Below are 21,348 nucleotides of genomic sequence, written 5' to 3'. Positions count from 1 at the left end.
CATGTCGGTCAACACATTCCTCTGGTTCGACAACGACGCCGAGGAAGCCGCCGCCCGCTACACCGCGCTGATCCCCAATTCCCGCATCGTCGAGGTCAATCGGCACCCCGACGGTTCGGCGTTCATCGTCTCGATCGAACTCGATGGTCACCCGTACAGCCTCATTAACGGCGGTCCGGGGCATCCGTTCACCGATGCCGCGTCGATCCAGGTGATCGTGGATTCCCAGACCGAGGTCGATCGCTTGTGGGATGCCCTGATCGACGGCGGCGAGCCCGGACCGTGCGGCTGGCTCACCGACCGCTACGGCCTGTCCTGGCAGGTCGTCCCCGCCACCCTGCTCACCCTCATGGACGGCGCGAACCCCACCAAGACCGCCGCCGCCGCCACGGCGCTGCAGTCCATGTCCAAGCTCGATATCAAGGTCCTGCAGGACGCGTACGACAACGCCTGAGACCGAGCGCCCCGTCTGATAGCCGGGCACCCCGGGTGCCCGGCTACTGGCTGACCACTGGGCGGTGTCACAGCGTGGACGGGTGAGATCAGGGTGTCGAGACCGCCTCCGCGAAGACCTTGTCGAGGTTGGTCGCGGTGAGTCCGAAGGTCTCCCGGGTGGTGGTGTCGTCGACGGTGAACTCGCGGTGCGACATGTGGTAGGTCTCGAACAATTCGGGCCAGAACGGGTCGGTGTGGCCGAGCAGGGTCAGCTCGCGGTCGGTCATCAACTCGAGGCGCGGCTTCGGGGCATCCGCTGCCGCGGCGAAGCGCTCGGCGGCCGCACGCAGGGTGCTGGTGATGGTGGGTGCGAGCCAGGCGCGTCCCCAAGCGTTTTCGCTACGCGCGACCGCTACGAGTGCGGCGGCCGCGTCACCGATCGCGGTGTAGGAGTGCGGCAGGTCCAAGTCCTGCGGCACCAGAGCGAGTTGGCCCGCAAGCACTTTCGGCTGTACCAGCAGCGAGAACAGCGATACCGCACCGGTGCCGATGAATTGGCCCGCCCTGACCTCGGTGACCCGCACCCGGCCCGCATCGTGCGCCGCCTTGGCGTCGAGCCACATCCGCGCGCGTACCCGCCCTTTGGAGCCGGTGGCGGCCAGCGGGGTGTCGTCGGTGATCACACCGTCCACCGGACCGTAGCCGTACAGATTGCCGAGCATCACATAATTCGCACCGGCCTGCTCCGCGGCCGACATGATGGCGCCGAACAGCGGCGGTACCGCCTCCGGCCAGGTGTGATAGGCGGGCATCGCGGTATTGAATACGGTGTCCGCGCCCTTGACGAGGTCGGTGAGCGCGGCCGCGTCCACGGCATCGGTGGCGATCAACTCGATATCGGGATGTCGCGGGCCGGTTCCGCTGCGGCTGATCATCCGCACCTGGTCGCCGGATTCGACCAACCGCACCGCGGTTGCCGAGGCGGTGCCGCCCCGACCGATGATGACATGCGAAGGCATGTTAATTCCCTTCTGAGACAAGGTATTTCACGCTCACGAAGCAGTTCGTCGATCGCGCGCCATCAACCTTGCCCGGCGTGACCGCGCTAGACTAGTGGCCGGTCAGCCATCTATCCCAAGGATCCAGCCATGAAGACCGTGGCCGTTGTCGCCGTCGCACCGGTGAAGCCCTTCGAACTCGCCATGCCCGCAACCATGCTCGGCACGGTGACGGTGGACGGTGAGCCGTGTTACCGGATGGTGGTGTGCACCGCCGAACCCGGCATTGTTCCGGGTGCGCTGGGCGGTTTCGATGTGGTGGTGCCGCGTGGACTGGATGCACTCGACGAGGCGGATACCGTCATCGTGCCGAGCACCGGTAGTCGTGGCACCGCCGATGCGGCCACCATCGCGGCACTGCGCCGGGCCGTCGACCAAGGCAAGCGCGTCACCTCGATCTGCAGCGGCGCATTCGTATTGGCCCAGGCCGGGTTGTTGTCCGGCCGCACCGCCACCACGCACTGGGGTCTGGCCGACGAACTCGCCGCGATGTTCCCGGACGTGACCGTGCGTTCCGACGCACTGTTCATCGAGGACGGACCGGTGACCACCGCCGCGGGCGCGGCCGCCGGAATCGACCTGTGCCTGCACCTGATTCGCACCGACTACGGTGCGACGGTCGCCAATGCCGCGGCCCGCGCCGCGGTCGTAACCCCGGTGCGCCCCGGCGGCCAAGCCCAATTCGTCGACTCACCACTGCCGCCCGAAAACGGACGCACACTCTCGGCCACCCGCACCTGGGCCCTGGAACGCCTCGACACTCCCCTATCCCTGGACGATCTGGCCACCCACGCCCGCACCAGCGTGCGCACCCTCACCCGCCGCTTCCACGAGGAAACCGGCCTGAGCCCGCAGAAATGGCTACTGCACCAACGCATTCAGCGCGCCCGCGAACTCCTCGAATCCACCACCCTGCCCATGGACCAGGTGGCCCGCCACAGCGGCATCGGCTCCGCGGAATCCCTGCGCCAGCACATGATCCGCCACGTAGGCCTCCCCCCGAGCGCCTACCGCGCCTCCTTCACCCGCACGCCACGCCGATCCGCATGAGGGGTGTCGCCGACGACCCGGCGGTGACCTTCTCGTGCAATGCCCAGGTGGCGCTTTCGGGCGAAACCGTCACCACTCTCCCGCATGGGCTAGAGCACGTCGCATGGCGGATCACTACCTCGCACAAGGTATAGGTTGTGCGAGGTAGTGACTGGTTGTGCGGGAGGCGACCGCCTGCTGAGCCAGCGGCCTATGAGCGCGGGTTCGGTGACGAACGCGACCCGACGGGTTGATCCCGCAGCACGGCTTCGCGGGTCTGCTACGAACCGCTGACTTCGACGGGGGATGTCCTGGCCCGCGTCAGTTCTCGGGCCGCAGCACGGTAGCGGTCGGTGATCAGACGGACGACAGCCGGGTGCACGCCGATCGGTTCGGCAACACCATCAGCTCCCGCCTCGTGCAGGCGCTGCTGGAACAGACCGTGAGCAAGCAGATACGAGGCGATGAAGACGCGCTCCGCACCCGACTCACGAAGTTCGGCAACGACTTCCGGCACGCGCGGGGCTCCGGTGGCGACGTAGCCGATGCGAACCGGCACACCGAGATGTTCGGCCAGCATGCCCGCGGCGCGCCGAACATCTTGGCGCGCACGGGCATCCGATGATCCGGCCGCCGCGAAGACCACCGCGTCACCCGGCCGCCAGCCTGCGGTCCGCAGCCGCATGGCCATGATGCGGGCCAATGCCGGATCCGGTCCCATCGCGGATGTCACCGCGACCTCCGGATGGCCGCTCTCGGCCACCTCGCGCGGCACATCCTGATACACGTGGTATCCGGAGGCGAGGAACGCCGGAACAACCACGGCGGGAACCGATTCGCCCTCGGCATCGGTCAGATCGCGCAACACCTCGGACGGCGATGGGCCGAGCACATCCACGAAAGCCGTACGCACCCAGGGCTGCTCGGAGATCCCACGGACGACGGCGCGATGTTCACGCACCGAAGCGGAGGTATCGGCGTCGCGCCCCGAAATCGCGACGCCGAGCTCACCCGCCCCGCTCGCTGCCATCCCCCCGTGCTCTCCCATCCCACCGGCTGCCGTCCTGCCGAACTCATCGGCCACCGCCTCCGCGAGCGCGGCGATCATCTGCACACCCCTGGTGCTCCTGGTGCCGTGTGCGACCAGGACCAGGGCCGGAGCCGTCACCAGCTCCCCGCAGGCTGTGCGTACCTCGGCGCGCGGGCCGGGGTACCTATTCCGGCTACCGGCGCGCGACCGGGTGCGACGGTGCGCGGAAAGTCATCGGCGCAGTCCGCGGCGTCCAGCGCCAGTCGATAGCCCCGCTTGACCACGGTCTGAATGGCTTTCGGGGTGCCGAGACCGGCGCGCAGCCGCGCGATCGCGGTCTCCACGGCATGGGTGTCGTCACCGCCGCCGGGCAGCGCCGCGAGCAGATCCTCCCGGGACACCACCCGCCCCGGCTGCCGCGCCAGCGAGCGCATCAGGGCCATCGGCGCAGGCGCGAGCTGACGCACCGAACCGTCGACCACCACGCACGCCCCGCGCACACTGATGGTGTGTCCGGCGGCCTGAATTCGATTGGCGCGCCGCGGCAATTCCTCGGCGACGTGCCGGGCCAGCGCACCGAGGCGCGCCCGTCCGGGCATCGAGGTCGCCACACCCAGTTCCTCGAGCGGAGCCGCGGTGATCGGTCCGACGCAGGCGGGCAGCACCCGTCCGCGCAGCGCGTGCAGCACGCCCTCCAGCAGCCCGGTTTCCTTGGCGCGCATCAACATAGACGCCACCGCAGGCGCGCTGGTGAAGGTCACACAGTCCAGGCTGGAGGTGATGATGGCCTCGATCAGATTGTCCATCGGACCCTGATCATCCGGCGGCACCCAGCGATACACCGGCACCGGAACGACATCCGCACCGGCACAACGCAATACCTCGCAGAAGTCGGGGACCGGCTCCCATTCGGTTGTGGCGCCGTGCAATTGGACCGCGATCCGCACACCTTCCACGCCCTCGGCGAGCAGGTGGTCGAGCACCTCGGCGGAGGATTCCGACGCGGGCGACCATTCCTCGCGCAGTTCGGCGGCACGGATGGCGCCCTTGGCCTTCGGCCCACGCGCCAGCATCCTGGTGGACGACAGCGTCAGCCGCAGATCCTCGGCGATGCCCCAGCCTTCGGCCGCTTCCATCCAGCCGCGGAATCCGATGCCGGTGGTGGCCACCACGATCTGTGGCGGAGCGGCGACGAGTTCGCGGGTCACCCGCTCCAATTCGTTGTCGTCGGCCAGCGGAATGATCCGGATGGCGGGAGCGGCGACGATACCGGCGCCCCGTCGGGTGAGCAGCGTGGCGAACTCATCGGCCCGCCTGGCGGCCGTGACGCCGACCGTGAAACCGGCCAGACAGGCGCCCGTATCGATTGTCGTCATGCTTATCCACCGTCCGCGGCGACGAGCCCGGCATCGACCGGCTCATTGGAAACCGAAACGATGCCGTCCTCGACGCGCACCGCGTAAACCGGCAGCGTCGCCGAATCGTCGTCCAGGCAGTGCCCGTCCAGCAGCGAGAACGCCTGCTTCAGCAGCGGTGAGGCCACGACCGGAATACCGCCGCGGTCACCGACGATCCCGCGCGACATCACTGCCGCGCGGCCGATGGGATCGATATTGCCGACGGCGGCCAGGGTGCCGTCGGTCATCAGGAACAGAGCAGCCTGACGGCCGCCCTTCAGCAACACCGCGACGCCGCGGCCGGGAATCAGGTAGTCGAGTCGGCACGCCTGCGTCCAACCCGTGCTGGTAGCTGTGGCAATGCCGGGGGTATCGATCACGGTCATCGGTGTCATCCTCCAAACGCCTTACCCATTGGTACCGGCGTCCTGTTTCTTCGGGGTTAAGCGGCTATTGCCCGCGTGTGGCGACCGGGATTTCCGGTATGCCGAGCAACACAGGGACCTTCCGTTCCCCGGTCTGATCGAACGAAATGGTCGGATCGGCCGCTTCCGGGGCATTGACAAAGGACACGAAACGCGACAGTTTCTCCTCGTCCTCCAGCACCGCGGCCCATTCGTCGCGGTAACCAGCGACATGCTGGGCCATGGCCGCCTCCAGATCCTCGGCGATTCCGAGGCTGTCCTCGCACACGACCTGCTTGAGGTAATCGATGCCGCCCTCCAGCGCCTCCTGCCACGGCGCGGTGCGCTGCAGCCGGTCGGCGGTGCGGATGTAGAACATCAGGTACCGGTCGATGTACTTGATCAGCGTCTCGTCGTCGAGTTCACCGGCGAGCAGCACCGCGTGCTTCGGGGTCAGACCGCCATTGCCGCCGACGTACAGGTTCCAGCCCTGCTCGGTGGCGATCACACCGACGTCCTTACCGCGCGCCTCGGCGCATTCCCTTGCGCAACCGGAGACGGCCAGCTTCAGCTTGTGCGGCGAACGCAGGCCGCGGTAGCGCTTCTCCAGCAGCACGGCCATGCCGACCGAATCCTGCTGGCCGTAGCGGCACCAGGTGGAGCCGACACAGCTCTTCACGGTGCGCAGCGACTTGCCGTACGCGTGCCCGGATTCCATGCCGACATCGACGAGGCGCTGCCAGATCTGCGGCAGCTGTTCGACGCGGGCGCCGAACAGGTCGATGCGCTGACCGCCGGTGACCTTGACATAGAGATCGAATTCCTTGGCGATCTGACCGATGGTGATCAGTTGATCCGGGGTGACCTCACCGCCTGGCATCCGCGGCACCACCGAGTAGGTGCCGTTCTTCTGCAGATTCGCCAGGAAGTGGTCATTGGTGTCCTGCAGCGCGGCCTGTTCGCCGTCGAGGATGTGATCGCTCGAGGTGGAGGCCAGGATGGAGGCGACCGTCGGCTTGCAGATATCGCAGCCGGTGCCCGTGCCGTGCTTGGCGATCAGTGCGGAGAAGGTGCGAATGCCGGTGACCTGGACGATCTGGAACAGCTCGGCCCGCGACTGCGAGAAGTGCTCGCAGAGCGCCTTGGACATCTCGACGCCGGACTGCTCCAGCAGCTTCTTGAGCATGGGAACGCAACCGCCGCAAGAGGTTCCGGCGGACGTGCACTTCTTGATACCCGCGATATCGCAGGCGCCCTCTTCGATGGCCCCGCAGATCGCGCCCTTGGAAACGTTGTTGCAGGAGCAGATCTGGGCGTCGTCGGGTAGCGAGTCGGCGCCGAGTTCGGCACCGGCGGGCGAGATCAGCGCGGCTGGTTCGGCGGGCAGCGGACGCCCGACCAGCGGACGCAGCGCCGAGTACGCGGTCGCGTCACCGACCAGGATGCCGCCCAAGAGGATCTGCGCGTCATCGGAGACCACGAGTTTCGCGTAGGTGCCCTTGGCGGCATCGTGCAGCACGACCGACAGCGCGCCCTCGGTGCTGCCGTGCGCATCACCGAAGCTGGCCACATCGACACCGAGCAGCTTGAGCTTGGTCGACATATCCGCGCCGGGGAATTCCCCTGCGCCACCGAGCAATCGGTCCGCGACGATCTCGGCGGTGGTGTAGCCGGGGGCGACCAGGCCGTAGCAAACACCTTCCACCGCAGCGCATTCGCCGATCGCGTAGATGTTCGGATCGGAGGTCTGCAGACCGAGGTCGGTGATGATGCCACCGCGCGGGCCGACCTCGATGCCGCTGTCGCGGGCGATCTGGTCGCGCGGGCGGACACCGGCGGAGAAGACCACCAGTCCGGCGTCGATCACCGAATCGTCGGAGAGCGTAATCCTCAGGCGCTCAGCCGGTCCCGTGTCCGCGACGGTCTCGATCGATGAGGTGCCGACACCGGTGTGCACCTGCAGCCCGAGATCGGTGACGAGCTTCTCCAGGATGGCGCCACCACCCTCGTCGACCTGGGCGGGCATCAGCCGGGCGTTGAACTCCACCACATGCGGCGTCATGCCGAGCAGGCGCAGCGCGTTGGCCGCCTCCAGACCGAGCAGACCACCACCGACGACCACACCGGCCGCACCGGGTCCGGCCGCGGCGGCGGCAGCGCGGATGCCGTCGAGGTCATCGATGGTCCGGTAGACGAAGCACTCCGGCAGATCGTGACCCGGCACCGGCGGGACGAACGGGTACGAACCGGTCGCCAGCACCAGCGCGTCGTAGGCGATGGTGTCGCCCGCCGAGGTGGTGACCTTGCGCGCCTCACGGTCGATGGACTGCGCGGACTGGCCCAGTCGCAGCTCGACCAGCTCGTCACCGGCGTATTCGTTACCGGGCAGCGCCAGCGCGGCGGCATCCCAGTTGCCGACGTAGGACGAGAGTCCGACGCGGTCGTAGGCGGCCAACTGCTCCTCGCTGAGGATGACCACCTGCCACTGGCCTGCCTCGTCCCTGGATCGCAGCGCCTCGACGAAGCGGTGCCCGACCATGCCGTGGCCGACGACCACGACGGTCTTGCGCTGGGTGGGGTCGACTGTCGAGTTCATGACTGTCCTCCGATGGTGATAGGGCGTCAGGCTCGGGCCGACGTGCTGGTGGACTGGGACGGGTTGGCTGCCTCGGCTTCGAGCACGAGCGCCTCGGCCTCCACGACGACCTGGGAGTCGACGCCGCCGCGCGGGCGGCGCAGGAAGACCAGCCAGGTCACCGCGGCGCAGGCGACGTAGAAGGCCATGAAGACCCAGAAGGCGGTGGTGGCCGATGCGGTCGAGGCGTAGGAGGAGCGCAGGACCAGGTTGATCGCGACGCCGCCGAGCGCACCGATCGCGCCTACGAAGCCGATGAGCGCACCGGAGGAGTTCTGCGACCAGGCGGCCTGGGCTGCCGGGCTCGCGTCCAGGCTCTTGGACTTCGCGTCGAAGACCGAGGGGATGATCTTGGTGACGGCTCCGTTGCCGATACCCGAGACCACGAACAGCGCGATGAATCCGGCGACCAGCGCCACCATCGCCGCACCGCTGGGCACCCCGCCGCTGCGGTCGCCCGCGGTGCTCGCCACGGCGACTACTACAGCGGCCGCGGTCATCACGGCGAAGGTGTACAAGCTGACCCGGCTGCCGCCGATCCGGTCGGCCAATTTGCCGCCGTACGGGCGGGCCAGCGAACCGAGCAGCGGACCGATGAAGGCGATCTGCGCGGCATGCAGTGCGGCCTGCGCGGCGGTGTCGCCACCAGCCTTGAAGCTGATCTGCAGCACCTGCCCGAAGGCGAAGCTGTAGCCGATGAACGAACCGAAGGTGCCGATGTAGAGGAAGGCGATCGCCCAGGACTGCGGCACCTTGAGCGCGGTGATCATGTAGGACAGATCGGCCTTCTGGTTCGTCAGGTTGTCCATGAACAGCGCGGCGCCGACACCGGCCAGCGCGACGAGCACGAGGTAGATCGCGCAGATCAGCGAGGCGTAGCCGTTGCCGAGGGTGGCGATGACCAGCAGACCGACCAGCTGGATGACGGGCACGCCGATATTTCCGCCGCCCGCGTTCAGCCCGAGCGCCCAACCCTTCAGCCGCTGCGGGTAGAAGGCATTGATGTTGGTCATCGAGGAGGCGAAGTTGCCGCCGCCGAATCCGGCGAATGCGGCCACCACCAGGAAGGTCGTGTACGAGGTGCCCGGCTGATTGATGAAGTACAGCGTGAGCAGTGTCGGAACGAGCAGCAGCGTGGCACTGAAGATGGTCCAGTTGCGACCGCCGAAGCGCGCCGTGGCCACGGTGTATGGAATGCGCAGGAACGCGCCGACGAGCGTCGGCATGGCGACCAGGAAGAATTTGCCCGCCGCATCGATGCCGAACTTGTCGGTGGGCATGAACAGCACCATGACCGACCAGATGGACCACACCGAGAACCCGACATGCTCGGCGAAGACCGACCAGATCAGATTCCGCTTGGCGATGTCTTTGCCACCGGCCTCCCAGGCCGCGACATCCTCGGCATCCCAATGCTCGATGTTGTGGTTACGCGTCAGCGTGCTCAACAGGGGCCTCCCAAAATCGGTTAGCCCCACGGTAGGAAACGGGTATTGCCGAAATGCTGCCCCAAATGACCGTCAAATCAACGGTTGCTCACGATTCCCGGGAAAGTCAGGTGAGTTTCAACGAAATGTTTCGCGCATGTGACACACCGGTTTCCGCGCGTCACAAACAGCCGATCTCCGAATTACCGCCCCGTGAGGTGTGACGCGCGCTACCCATGCACAGCATGGCCGCACCCGCACAACCTCGCAACTCGAACTGTGAGGCCCGTTGCATCGAACGTCGTCGAATGGTGGTCGCCCACAGCGAATTCGACCGGCACACCACTACGCTCGCACTATTTCCAGGTGTCTTCGAGCATGCGGGGTTTGCAGGCATGCCATGCGGCGGTGAGTAGCACCAGTACCGCGATGACCAGCATCGCGAATGGAGCGGCCCAGCCATCGGTGGCGCTGTGCAGCATGCCGAACAGCACCGGGCCGACGCAGGCCACCGCATATCCGACGCCCTGGGTGAAGCCCGACAGCGCGGCCGAACCCTGCGGCGTCCTGGTGCGCATATTGATCAGCGTCAGCGCCATCGGAAAGGTGCTCGGGCCCAAGCCCAACAGCACCACCCACAGCAGCGGCACACTCATCGGCGCCAGCAGCAGTCCGGCGAACGCGGTGAAAAAGAAGACGGCACAACCCACTACGAACGGGAACGGATTGCGGAACCGCGCGACCACCGTCGGCGCGGTGAATGCCGACACCAGACCCACCAGCGCGAACACACCGACCATGGTCCCGCCGAATGCGGCACTCGCACCGGCCTCGGACAAGATCTTGGGCAGCCAGGTGAACATCGCGTAGGTGGTCAGCGAGGTCATGCCGAACATGCCCGCCATGCCCCAGGCCACCGGCGAACGCCACACCTTGCCCTTGGGCTCCTGGGTCCGCGACGGCAGCGCGGTGCCGTCGACCCGATCGTGGCCGCGGCGATCGCGCAGCACCCCGAGCCACGGCAGCGCGGCCGCGAAGCCGAGAATTGCCCACAGCCCCAAGGAGATTCGCCAGCCGTGTGCCTCGGCAACCGGCACCGCGATCAGCGCGGGCACCACGGTGCCGAGTTGGACCATGGTGATGTACAGCGAGCTGACCACCGCGAGCCGGTCCGGGAAATACCGCTTGACCAGCGGCGGGATCACCACATTGCCGATGCCCATACCGCCGAGGGCCAGCGCGGAGAAGACCAGCAGTTCGGCCGTGCCGCCGACCACGGCCCGGATCAGCATGCCGAATCCGGCCATCAGCATCGCGACGAGCGCGGTGCGCTCGAGTCCGATCCGGCGCACAAAGAGCGGGGTGAGCAGACCCGAAACCGCGAACATCAGGGTCGGTATCATGCCGAAGACACCGACGACGGCCGTCGAGTAACCGATATCGGCGCCGATGCGCTCGGCCAGCGGTGAGAATGCGGTGACGGCGACCCGGAGGGTGAGCGCGGACATCACGATGGCGGCGAGGACGAGCAGTCGGCCTTCCGTCAATGCACGTTTGCGCCGCTCGACCCGGAGAAATTCCGGGCGAGTTGTAGTTTCCGGGAGAGTTGCAGTCACCGCGAAATCATAGGATGACCCGATGATGGGAGGCAAGGATTTGTGATGGGCGGTACTCTGATGCCGTGCAACCCGTCCGGCGGACCAGCCTCATCGCCCAGGTAACCGAGCAGCTGCGTGCCGAAATTCGTTCCGGCCGTTGGCCTATCGGCTCCCGAATCCCTACCGAACCGGAGCTCACCGAGCTCACCGGAACCGGGCGCAATACGGTGCGCGAGGCGGTGCAGGCGCTCGTGCACGCCGGGATGCTGGAGCGTCGCCAAGGCTCGGGCACCTATGTCATCGCGGCCTCGGAGGTCGGCGGCACCCTCGCGAAGTACTTCGCCGATGCGGAGGAACGCGATGTGCTGGAGCTGCGCATGGCCCTGGACACCAATGCCGCGGCATTGGCCGCGCGACGGCGCGACGAGACCGATATCGCGAATCTGCGGCGGCTACTGGAGGAACGCAGCCAGCAGCACTGGGATGAACAGAACGTCGCGGCCATCGAAGCCGATGTGGAACTGCATCGCGCGATCGTCGTCGCCAGCCACAACGCGGTATATCTGGAGTTCTACGATTCGCTGCTGCCGATTATCGAACAGGTGATCCGGGCGCGGTCGGCGAAATCCGACGATACCTACGACGCGGAGCACAATGAATTGGTGCAGGCCGTCATCGATGGCGATCCGGAACGAGCGGCGCAGGCCGCGCAGTGCTTCCTCGCCTCGCTGATCGCCGAATATCCGGACCGCTGAATTCATTGGTCACCCGACCGAAAAATCTTGCACCGGACAGGTAACCAATAGGTCACCGAGCGGCTCGCCACCATGTGAGTCGGAATTGCCTGGAACGTCACTTCAGGCCATTCACCCGCAACAACCGGCTTCTACCTTTGTCTCGACCGCAGCTCGGCGAACCCACCGAGCCAGATCGAGAGGAAGCCGATGACTGCCGCAGTAGCTGCCACCGGCCAGCAGTCGGACACGCCAGTATTCACGCACCAGAAAACGGGGCGCTGGCTGGATCACTGGGAGCCGGACAACACCGAATTCTGGGAATCGGGCGGCAAACTCACCGCCCGCAAGAACCTGATCTTCTCCGTCTTCGCCGAGAATCTCGGCTTCAGCGTCTGGGTCATCTGGGGCACCGTGGTGACCAGCATGGGCTTGGCGGGCTTCGACTTCCTGGCCGGACTCGGCAAGGGCAACCCGACCGCGGTGAGCAATGCCCTGCTGCTGACCTCGACCCCGACGCTTGTCGGTGCCGCACTGCGGATTCCGTACACCTTCGCCATTCCGAAGTTCGGCGGACGCGCGTTCACCGCGTTCAGTGCGGCCATGCTGCTCATCCCGACGCTGGGCCTGGCCTACTTCGTCAACCACCCCGGCACCCCGATGTGGGTTTTCATGATCCTGGCCGCGCTGGCTGGTTTCGGTGGCGGTAATTTCTCGTCGTCGATGGCCAATATCTCCTTCTTCTTCCCGGAAGGGAAGAAGGGTGCGGCCCTCGGCATCAACGCGGCGGGCGGCAATCTCGGTGTGGCGCAGACCCAATTGGTGCTCCCGCTGCTGATCACTCTCGGCACGCACATCATGGCCAAGGACGCGGCGGGCTACCGCTTCGGCATCACGCTGTCGGTGCTGGTTTGGGTGCCGTTCATCCTGATCGCCATGTTCGGCGCGCTGCGGTACATGGACTCCATCAGCACCGCCAAGGCCGACGGCAAGTCCTACAAGCTGGCGCTCACCAATAAGCACACCTGGGTGATGTCGTTCCTCTACATCGGCACCTTCGGTTCCTTCATCGGTTTCTCCTTCGCCTTCCCGACGCTGATCAAGGCCAACTTCCCGGATCTGGCCAAGATCGGCTGGATCACCACCCTCGGTAACCTCGCCTTCCTCGGCGCACTGGTCGGCTCGTTCAGCCGTCCGTTCGGCGGCTGGATCTCCGATAAGGTCGGCGGCGCCAAGATGACCATCTTCGTCTTCGGCGGCATGGCGGTCGCCTGTGTGCTGATCATGGCCGGATTGCAGGCCAAGAGCTTCCCGCTCTACCTGATCGCCTTCCTGCTGCTGTTCGTGCTGACCGGTATCGGCAACGGCTCGACCTACCGGATGATCCCGTCCATCTTCAGTGCCGAGGCCAAGAAGTACGCCTCCGAACACGGGCTCGACCTCACCGACGCCACGGCCTCGGCCAAGCGTCAAGCCGGTGCCGCGATCGGTGTCATCGGCGCGATCGGCGCCTCCGGCGGCTACCTGCTCCAGCAGGCACTTCGCCTGTCCAACATCAACTTTCACAGCATGAACCCGGCCTTCTGGGCCTACGCGGGCGCCTTCCTGGTCATGGCCGCGGTCACCTGGTTCTTCTACCTGCGGTCCTCGTTCGCGGTCGCCCGCGTCCCCTCGCTGGCCTACGCCAACGTGTAACCGCATGCGCCGCCTGCCTTTCGGCCCGAACCCCCGATCGGCAGGCCCGGCGTAGTTGCTCCCGAACCCCCTCCGGGCCAGCGACCGCGCCATCGCTAGACCCGAATGCCGCGCTGGAAGAGGTCCCCAGCGCGGCATTCGGCCGTCCACACCGAATCACATTGGTATGGTGGATATCACGCCGAGTCAGTAGACAGAGCGAGGGGGGCTCCGGCGAGATGGCATACATCCGAATCGCGAACGCATCCGATCTCGACCAGCTGGATTCGCTGGATGCGCAATGCGAGCGGCCATTGGCGGTGAGCATTGGATAAATCCGAGGCGGCGGGGGAACCGGTGTTCCGGACCGCGCGATTGTCCGATCTCGACGATATCGCCGCGCTGGAGCGGGAACACTTCGGCGACCTCTGCTACCCGTATGTGACGCTGCGCCAACTGTTCGATTTGCACGGACCTGATTGGGTGGTTGCCGAAATCGGCGGCAAGGTGCGCGGTTACGCGCTCGTCGGCGTCGGCACTCGCCGCCGCGGCTGGGTAATGGGTCTGGCGGTCGCGCCGAACTACCGCAACCGCGGTCTCGGCCGTGCGCTATTGGATCGGGCCGTGACGAGTTGCCGTACTGCACAGGCGGATTCGGTGTACCTGACGGTCCGACCGACCGATCAGCGCACCGTCGAGTTGTACAAGAACGCCGGATTCCGTTGGGCCGGATACGAACAGCGATACTTCGGCGCGAACGAACCGCGAGATGTACTTGTGCACCGCATCGATCGCTGGCCCAGCACCTCGCAGTTCCCCGGACCGAATGACAAGCGCTGGCTCAAGGGCGGTCGCGCACCGGATTGATAGTCGAATGTCATTGGTATGGTGGAGGTCACGTCCAACGTGACGGCTGCACCCGGGGGAATACACATGACCGAATACGCGGGCCTATCCCAACTCTCACCTGCGGTCAATTCGATGACCACGCTGATCGATCGGCATGCCGACCGCTACGCGGACGAGATCGCCGAATACTTCGGACAGGCCGGGGCCGAGTCCGAACAGCGGCTGCTCGACTCCTTCAACACCCACGTCGAGACATTGGAGCTCGACTACGACCCGGGGAAGATCTCCCAGCCCGGCGACAGCCTGGTCTTCTCCCATATCTACGAGGTGGCACGGGAACCCGCCGTGGACGCCGACGGACCGCTGCCCGTCCTGACGGCGCTGCTCGCCGCCGAGGTCGAATTCCGCGGACCACGACGGCTCAGCCGCACCCAGAACACCCGGATCGCCGAAATCTATGAGCGTCTCGGTCGCGTGCTGGTCGCCGCCGACCTGCCCCAACATGCCGTACTGGCCTTCAAACGCGCGGTGGGACTGCACCGGGTCGAGGAGGACTTCGACGCACAGGACCGCTGCGGGCACGCGTTGGCGCAAGCTCGCTGCCGCGCCGTCGATCCGGTCTGGAAGAGGATCCCGCACTGGACCCTGGAATGGCTGTGCGGCTATGGTTTTCGGCCGTTCCGGCTGCTCGGCTGGATCGCCGCCGTCCTGCTCATCGGCACCTTCGTGCTGTGGACCACCGACGGCCAACCCATCCCGACCGCGCTGCACATGTGCCTGATCAACTATCTGAATCCGCTCGGGCTCGGCGATCTGGAGGAGATCAGGGGCGCCGGACGGACACTGCTGGTCATCGAGGCCTACGCCGGACTCGTACTCAATTCGCTGTTCTTCGCGCTGCTGGTCCGGCGATGGTTCCGGATCTGATGCCGCCGCATCGGCTAATCCGGGCTGTAGTCCTCGGTGCCGATCCTGGTGTGCCGCACCGCGTCCAGGGTCGCAACCAACACCCGATTGTGCAGCTGATCGATCAATGCCCGCCGTCCCGCGGTGAAATCCGGATCGGTGTTCAGCTGTGTCCACAGTCCGCGCAGCGCCGGTGGCGTATGCGCGCCGGGCACCCATAGATGTGCCAGGTGGTGCAGCACCGGCGCCAACACCGCCACCGACTCGGCACTGCCCGGCGCGAACAGATCGGACTGTTCCAGCGCCGCGGCGGTGACCGAAAGCAGCCAATCGTGCACCGCGAGATCCTCACAGAACCGCTGTACATCGGCCAGTTCCGCTTCGGTGCGCACGGTGATCAACGCGGTGCGGACCGTATCGTCGCGCAACCGGAACCACACCACCGGCTGCGCCGGGTCGCCGATCCGCGCCGCCCAGCGCAGCCTGGTCGTCCCCGATTGCACCGGCGTGTTCTGGTCGAGGCGGTGATCCATCCGGATGCGGCCGAGCAGCCGATTGGCGATCGAAGCGAGATCGAGGGCACCGACCGGCGACGGCCCCGCGGCCAGGAATCCCTCGGCCAACCGCGCGCCGGTTTCCGTGGTGACCTTGGTGATCACCTCGGATACCCCGACCTGGCTCAGGTAGTGCGACCACGTCCGGCGCTGATCGCCAGCGGCGCGCACGACCCTGGTCCGTGCCGAACTCTGCAGCACCCGGCCGCCGACGACGACCGCGTGCGTTGCCACCGTGCCGATCGCGCGCACGTCGGGATGCGACGGGGCGGCCAACCGGCAATCCACTCCCTCGGCCGTGGTCGGCGAAACCGCGAGCGACATCGGACGCTCCCGCCACAGCATCGGACGACCGGGCACCAGCTCGAGTAGCTCCTCGAGATCACCGCGCGACAGTGGTGTCGCCGCGGGCAGCAGGCAGGTGTCCACCTCACCGAAGACGACCAGGGGGCCGACGGGCGTCCTGGTCTGTGCCGCACCGGCGCGCACCAGCAGACGCACGGCTCGGCCGCGCCGCAGCTGCCGTAGGTGCGGCGTCGAGCGGGCCGTGCGCATCCGGCGCGCGGCCGAATCGTTCGGTTCGTTCACGTCAGGATCCGTCCAGCAGGAAATGGGTGAGGCGTTCGGTCACCTTGCGCGATACGTCGATACCCTCCTCGGTGCCCCTGGCGACGATCTGGTCGACCACTTCGTCGTCGAGTTGGATGTGATCGAGTATTACCCGGACCGCGTGCTCGATACCCAGATATCGCTGCGGCAGCAGTGAAAGTGACCGATATGCGGCAAATGGTTTGGCCCGCGGATTCAGCTGGACCACCGCGGGCATCTCCCACCAACTGCCGGGCCACTGCATGCCCGGCTCCCACGGCTGTGGCTCGACCACCGGCATACCGTCGAAACGCAGCATGCCCAGTCGCAGCAACTGCCAGATGGAGGCCAGATACGGGCAGGACCATTTGGTGAAGACTTCCTTGCGCCCGTTCACCTTTCGGGTCTGCTTACTCCACATTTCCACATCGAGGAAAATCGAATGCTCGCGCCGCCCGAATTCCTCGGCCGGTTCGTACGGCTCATCGTGCATGGCCTGCTCCGATGAATCGTCGGAGGCGCGTCGGCCATTGCACAGCCAGCCGGATTCCGCGGTGGGTGGCCTTCGACCGTTCGCGCCCTCGGGCGGTTCGGCCACGATGCGGGCGCGGACCAGTTCGGCCAGCTCGATACGCGGCGCGTTCACCGCACCGTATTCGGCGGCCGGAACCTCCCAGCAGCCCGCCTCGCGTGCCAAATAGTCGATGGTCAGACCACATTCGTCGGCATTGCGCAGCAATTTGTCGAGGATTTCGCCGGGATTGGTATCGGACCGGAAATAGTCGTCGACCAGGAAGCAGGTGCTGACCCGGGCCCGCGGGCCGAATTCGATTTTCGCGGCCTCGATGAATGCCGTGACCAGCGGCACGATCCGGCGGAACTGCGCGCGGATCTTCTCCTCGCCATTGGCCAGATCGTGCATATAGAAATGTCCGACCTCGATCGACACATGGGACAGCGGCACCTTGGCGACGCGCGGGTGCTCGGTGGCCTCGCTGTAGCCTGCGGCATACTCCATGTGCTCGAAATCCCTTCCAGGATGGTGTTGTCGAGTTCGGTCGATTCAGATTCGGCGCCAGGTGGCCGGATCGAGCACGCGATCGGCGAGCGTGTCGAAGGCCTCGACGGTTGCCTTGTTGGCAATTTCCTTCTGCACGTCGATGTCCAGAATCAGCTGTTCGCGCCATTGCAATACCGGCTCGACCGGGGTCTCGCCGAGCATCGCGCTCGCACCGACCTTGTTCGTCGATGCCAGCCGTTTCAACATGGAGTCCTGCTGATGCAACCAAGCCGCCTGCGGCCCAGGCGATTCGGTTGCCTCATTCAATTGCGGCACCGCGGTGCGTACGTACCTGATGTTGTCCAGCAGCAGTTCGGGATCGTGTCCCGCGCCCGCACCGCAATCGAGGATCCCGTACTTCCCGCGCACCAGACCATGTGCGGCGATGATGTGCTGACGGGTCCAGCGATGAAATACCAACCAGCGCACTGTTCGCGCGGCCAGCTGCGGCAAAGCCGTTGCCCTGAGCGCGATTTCCATCGCCACCGAGCGCCCCGCGCTGAGATCGACAATGCAGACGTCGAAGTCCTGATCGAGTTCGAGCAGCAATTTGGCGCAGTTGTCCAGGGTCGGACCATCGATCTTGGTGAACTCCGCGCCACCGGCATCGCCTGGCAAAAGGAACAGCTTGCCGGTTCGGGTGCGCATCTTGCGTAACTCGCGCCGATCGGTGTTGTCGCGCACATCGATTCGCGCGGCGACGCCCGCCTTACCGAGCAAATAGGAATGCAGTCCGTCGCCACCGGAGATGCCGCGCTCCACACCGCTGATCTCGAAAAGCGCACCCGCGGTGGGGGAACCGAAGTCGAAATCCAGATAGGCGACCCGCTTACCCCGCACACACATCCGATAGGCGAGATTGCAGCTGGTCACCGAGCGGCCGGTGCCGCCCTTGTCGGAGGTCGCGAACACGATCATGCGCTAGGGGTTCCTTGTCGCGTCGCGGCGGGCAGCGGCCAGTCGGTCGAGTTCACGCAGCGCGTCCAAGGCGTGCACGAAGGTGGTCGCGGAATCCTCGCGCACCAACCGCCTGGCCTGATCGATATGGTCCTCCACGCGATCGAGCGCGGCACGGTTGCCCGAGGTGTCATCGATGCTGACACCGAGCATCTCCTGATCGAACCGATGCTCGGCGGTATTCAGCATGACCCGAGCGACATCCTGCAGATCCGGCCAGTTGGGCGGCGGTTCGCGGTAGGTGCGGTCGGCGGCCACCAGACATTCGATGACGCGTTCGGTCATGTACCAGGACGGTCTGGTGACCTCTTCATCGCCGTTCTCCCCGAACGCACCCGCCGGATCGTCCCACAGTCCGGGCGTTCCGACCCGCAGCATGCGCCGATCCAGATGCTCCATCACCGATTTGGCCAAATCCATCAGTTTGTCGCGGGCCGCGACATTATTGGACAGCCTGGCCGCCTGCAGCATTCGCTTGAGCAGCACCGCCGAGAAGTCGGAGACCTCCCACTGCAGCGTCGGCCCGCCATCGACGCCCTCACTGCCCCGCAGGGTAAGACGCACACCGGGATTGTGCAGCGCGACCGCCGGGTCGTCGCGCATGGTCCGGCGAATGATCCGGCCGCGCCCCGCCAATTCGTCGAAGATGGCCACGGCCCTTGTCAAGTCGTCATCGGAGGCGGTGCGTGCGACCAGATCCTGGATCAGTACCGCGGATACGATCAGACTGAAGTAGTCCGACTGCTCGTCGTCGGAGGTGCGCCACGGAATATCCTCCAGCGGCCAACTGCCGGAGCCATAGCGCGCGACCGTCGACCAATAGCGCTGGGTCAGCTCCCAGCGCGTGCGTAGAGCCTGGGCCAGCCGGTGCTGTTTCTCGTCGAGCAGACCGAGCTCACCGGTACGCGGGGAGACCAGATCGTTGATGCCGTCCAACGCGACGACCGTGAAATACAGATACGGGCGTGGATCGGCGATGCCCTTCTCACTCGCGATCTGCGCCTCGACGAAGTCGACCTCGGTGGCGTCGCGCGCTACCCCCCAACTCCACCCGCATTCGAACAGCAGATTCTCGTCCTCGAGCTCCCTGACCGATTTCTCCTGCCCCAAGGTGACGTCACTACGCAACCGCGCCCGCACTCGTTCCAGACTGCGCCGCACACCGTCGACCATGGCCTGCTCGGGCTCGCCGGTCTGGTTCAGCATTCCCAGGATCGCCTGTCCCTCACGGGATTTCGGCTTCACGGTATTGACGACAAAGCTGCGGACCAGTCCGGTCATCGCCGCGGTGAGTCGCGCGCTGAGCTGCCCGGAGAGAATATCGATCCGCTTGGTCAGCTCCCCCGGTCGCGCCCAACCGCGGAAGGCGCGCAGGAAGCGCAGGCCCGCCATACAGACGGTCAGCGACATCGAATACGAGTCGACGACCTCGATGCCGCGCTGTGCCGCAGTGGGTTCGCGCTCATCAGCGGAACGCAGATAGCTGCCCGCGGAGAAGTTCGGCTGCCCGTCCTCACGTGTGTTCTGCTCGATATAGCGCTCGAGCAGCCACACGACGAAGCTGCCGATCTGCTTCGGACCGCCGAGCGGTTCGAGGACCGAACTGACGTCGTCCTCCATGCGATCCGGATTGTCCAGCGCGAAGATATCGATCTCGGTGGCCGGATACAGCAGGCAGAGCAACTGCTCGGAGTCGCTGATAGAGTTGGCGTCCATTCGACCGCCCCAGCGCCAGTCCCTGCCATCCCAGCACGCGGCGAGCATGGCGCGCCACACATCCAGAATCTGTTGCCTCGGTTGGATTCTCACCTGCCGCCGTCCTCACCCCATGTCGCAGGCGCGCCGGTCCACACCGCGTCCACGAACGTCAAATTAGCACGGGCACAACGCTTACGCTGGCTCCACGGGTTCCATTCCGGCATCATCTGAACCGGTCGCGGAGCCGTCCGAACACGGGCAACCACAGAGCATCCCAGTGGCCCGCCGAGCAGGTAGAACAAGCCGCCTGATGGCGGTCGTCCGAGCATAAACAACCAACGCGGCACACGACGCAGATCGGGTAACCGGGCGATCGCGCGGTTGAGGTGAAACTCAGAGCATCAGGCGAACCATATCCGCGGTCCGCGCCAATCCGGGAAACGCTTCGGGGGTCGAGCGGGGGTGCAGCGCATGCACAGCAAGCCGAAACATGACCGCGCGCAACAACATCTGCGGCCACTCGGGCAGATCCGACCAGCGGTCGAGTAGGCCGTCGTCGGCGCCGCCCCAGGCGAGTGCATCGACGACGATGACACCGGCGGCCCATGGTGCCGGGCGCCAGTACGGGGTGATGTCGGTGAGGCCGGGTGTGAAGACCCCGGCGAAAAGTACCGTGCCGAACAGGTCACCGTGCACCAGTTGCGCGGGGGTTTGGACAGGCTTGCGCAGCGTGGCCAGTTGGCCGATGAGTTCCATGCTGCGCTCGCCGTCGGGAGAGGTTGCCGGGGTGATGCCACCAGCGCGCAGACTTCGCAGCGGGACCGCTTCCCAGGCGGCGCGGTCGGCCGCGACGAAGACATCGACATCGACCCAGGGCGCGACCGGTGGCTGGACCAGGAACCGTGGGCGTTCCAGCTGTGCTGTGGCCTGATGTAGTCGCAGTGATACCGAGACGACCTCGTCATAGCGCGGCTCGGGCACACCCTCCAGATAGGTATCGGCCCGCCAACCCGAAACCACGTAGCGGCCGTCGGTGGCCCGGACCGGACGGGCCAGGCGTAGGCCGTCCACCTTCAGTGTTTCGCGGACCTTCGCCGACCATGCCGCCCTCGCATGATCGGCGATCGGACTCAGCACCACATCGCCGAGCCGCCAGCCGCCGTCCCAGTCTCCCAGCGAAACCGGGGTCACTTCGCGCAGACCGAACGTGGCGCGCACGTGCTCGGGAGGTTCCACAGAAGTCACGGCCGTACGGTACCTGTGTTGAATTTGGCGCTCTGCTATTGGCCGCGCCTTCGGCGCGGCGTGTTCGCGG

At 66.1% G+C, this 21,348-nt stretch carries 18 protein-coding genes; 6 read left to right on the top strand and 12 right to left on the bottom strand.

The annotated features are described in order from the left end of the window. Position 1 precedes the first annotated feature (1 nt). Positions 2-454: a VOC family protein gene (locus NA5_RS10120; RefSeq protein WP_062984381.1), complete on the top strand. Its 453-nt coding sequence runs from the start codon at positions 2-4 to the stop codon at positions 452-454. Between the two features lie 88 nt (positions 455-542). Here the strand turns inward: NA5_RS10120 and NA5_RS10115 are convergent, their stop codons facing one another. After that, entirely contained in the window at positions 543-1,454 is a 912-nt protein-coding gene (locus tag NA5_RS10115; RefSeq protein ID WP_062984379.1) for a Rossmann-fold NAD(P)-binding domain-containing protein, read from the bottom strand. Positions 1,455-1,583: 129 nt separating this feature from the next. Here NA5_RS10115 and NA5_RS10110 point away from each other — a divergent pair, with 129 nt between their 5' ends. After that, a complete protein-coding gene (locus NA5_RS10110; protein WP_062984371.1) occupies positions 1,584-2,543 on the top strand; it encodes a GlxA family transcriptional regulator in 960 nt (319 codons plus the stop codon). A gap of 259 nt (positions 2,544-2,802) precedes the next feature. Here NA5_RS10110 and NA5_RS10105 read toward each other — a convergent pair whose 3' ends face one another. From NA5_RS10105 to NA5_RS10080, 6 genes are all read right to left on the bottom strand, one after another. Beyond that, positions 2,803-3,690 carry a sirohydrochlorin chelatase gene (locus tag NA5_RS10105; RefSeq protein ID WP_062984369.1) on the bottom strand — a complete coding sequence of 296 codons (888 nt, stop codon included), beginning with the start codon at positions 3,688-3,690 and terminating at the stop codon, positions 2,803-2,805. Next, the gene (locus NA5_RS10100; protein WP_062984367.1) at positions 3,687-4,928 is read right to left on the bottom strand and encodes a uroporphyrinogen-III synthase; all 1,242 of its coding nucleotides are present in this window, start codon (positions 4,926-4,928) and stop codon (positions 3,687-3,689) included. Before NA5_RS10100 ends, NA5_RS10105 begins: the two co-directional genes overlap by 4 nt. A 2-nt stretch (positions 4,929-4,930) precedes the next feature. After that, positions 4,931-5,335 carry a nitrite reductase small subunit NirD gene (gene nirD, locus NA5_RS10095; protein WP_062984502.1) on the bottom strand — a complete coding sequence of 135 codons (405 nt, stop codon included), beginning with the start codon at positions 5,333-5,335 and terminating at the stop codon, positions 4,931-4,933. A 64-nt stretch (positions 5,336-5,399) separates the two neighbouring features. Beyond that, positions 5,400-7,949, bottom strand: a complete 2,550-nt coding sequence (gene nirB, locus NA5_RS10090) for a nitrite reductase large subunit NirB (protein WP_062984365.1) — start codon at positions 7,947-7,949, stop codon at positions 5,400-5,402. Between the two features lie 26 nt (positions 7,950-7,975). After that, complete coding sequence (locus NA5_RS10085; protein ID WP_084484019.1) at positions 7,976-9,439, bottom strand: nitrate/nitrite transporter; 1,464 nt, start codon at positions 9,437-9,439, stop codon at positions 7,976-7,978. A gap of 332 nt (positions 9,440-9,771) precedes the next feature. Continuing rightward, entirely contained in the window at positions 9,772-11,031 is a 1,260-nt protein-coding gene (locus NA5_RS10080; protein WP_084484003.1) for a CynX/NimT family MFS transporter, read from the bottom strand. 65 nt (positions 11,032-11,096) lie between these two features. Between NA5_RS10080 and NA5_RS10075 the strand changes: the two genes are divergently transcribed. The 4 genes from NA5_RS10075 (at position 11,097) to NA5_RS10060 (ending at position 15,197) form a co-directional block, all read left to right on the top strand. After that, a complete protein-coding gene (locus NA5_RS10075) occupies positions 11,097-11,768 on the top strand; it encodes a FadR/GntR family transcriptional regulator (RefSeq protein WP_062984361.1) in 672 nt (223 codons plus the stop codon). A gap of 189 nt (positions 11,769-11,957) precedes the next feature. Further along, positions 11,958-13,442, top strand: a complete 1,485-nt coding sequence (locus NA5_RS10070; RefSeq protein WP_062984359.1) for an MFS transporter — start codon at positions 11,958-11,960, stop codon at positions 13,440-13,442. Positions 13,443-13,748: 306 nt separating this feature from the next. Next, positions 13,749-14,288 (top strand): GNAT family N-acetyltransferase, encoded by a 540-nt coding sequence (locus NA5_RS10065; RefSeq protein WP_084484002.1) that lies wholly within the window; start codon positions 13,749-13,751, stop codon positions 14,286-14,288. 66 nt (positions 14,289-14,354) lie between these two features. Continuing rightward, a complete protein-coding gene (locus NA5_RS10060) occupies positions 14,355-15,197 on the top strand; it encodes a hypothetical protein (RefSeq protein ID WP_062984355.1) in 843 nt (280 codons plus the stop codon). 14 nt (positions 15,198-15,211) lie between these two features. On the opposite strand, the gene NA5_RS10055 is transcribed toward NA5_RS10060, so the two are convergent. From NA5_RS10055 to NA5_RS10035, 5 genes are all read right to left on the bottom strand, one after another. Continuing rightward, the gene (locus tag NA5_RS10055) at positions 15,212-16,318 is read right to left on the bottom strand and encodes an SCO2521 family protein (protein ID WP_062984354.1); all 1,107 of its coding nucleotides are present in this window, start codon (positions 16,316-16,318) and stop codon (positions 15,212-15,214) included. Between the two features lies 1 nt (position 16,319). Then, complete coding sequence (locus NA5_RS10050) at positions 16,320-17,336, bottom strand: SCO2522 family protein (RefSeq protein ID WP_062984352.1); 1,017 nt, start codon at positions 17,334-17,336, stop codon at positions 16,320-16,322. A 45-nt stretch (positions 17,337-17,381) separates the two neighbouring features. Next, positions 17,382-18,296, bottom strand: coding sequence for an SCO2523 family variant P-loop protein (locus NA5_RS10045; protein ID WP_062984350.1), 915 nt, complete (start codon positions 18,294-18,296; stop codon positions 17,382-17,384). A 3-nt stretch (positions 18,297-18,299) separates the two neighbouring features. After that, a complete protein-coding gene (locus NA5_RS10040; protein ID WP_063813277.1) occupies positions 18,300-20,144 on the bottom strand; it encodes an SCO2524 family protein in 1,845 nt (614 codons plus the stop codon). A gap of 282 nt (positions 20,145-20,426) precedes the next feature. Then, positions 20,427-21,278, bottom strand: a complete 852-nt coding sequence (locus tag NA5_RS10035) for a TIGR02569 family protein (RefSeq protein WP_062984346.1) — start codon at positions 21,276-21,278, stop codon at positions 20,427-20,429. Between the last annotated feature and the right edge of the window lie 70 nt (positions 21,279-21,348).

This window comes from Nocardia anaemiae NBRC 100462, assembly GCF_001612725.1.
GTDB lineage: Bacteria > Actinomycetota > Actinomycetes > Mycobacteriales > Mycobacteriaceae > Nocardia > Nocardia anaemiae.
This window is presented reverse-complemented; position numbering and strand designations above follow the sequence as displayed.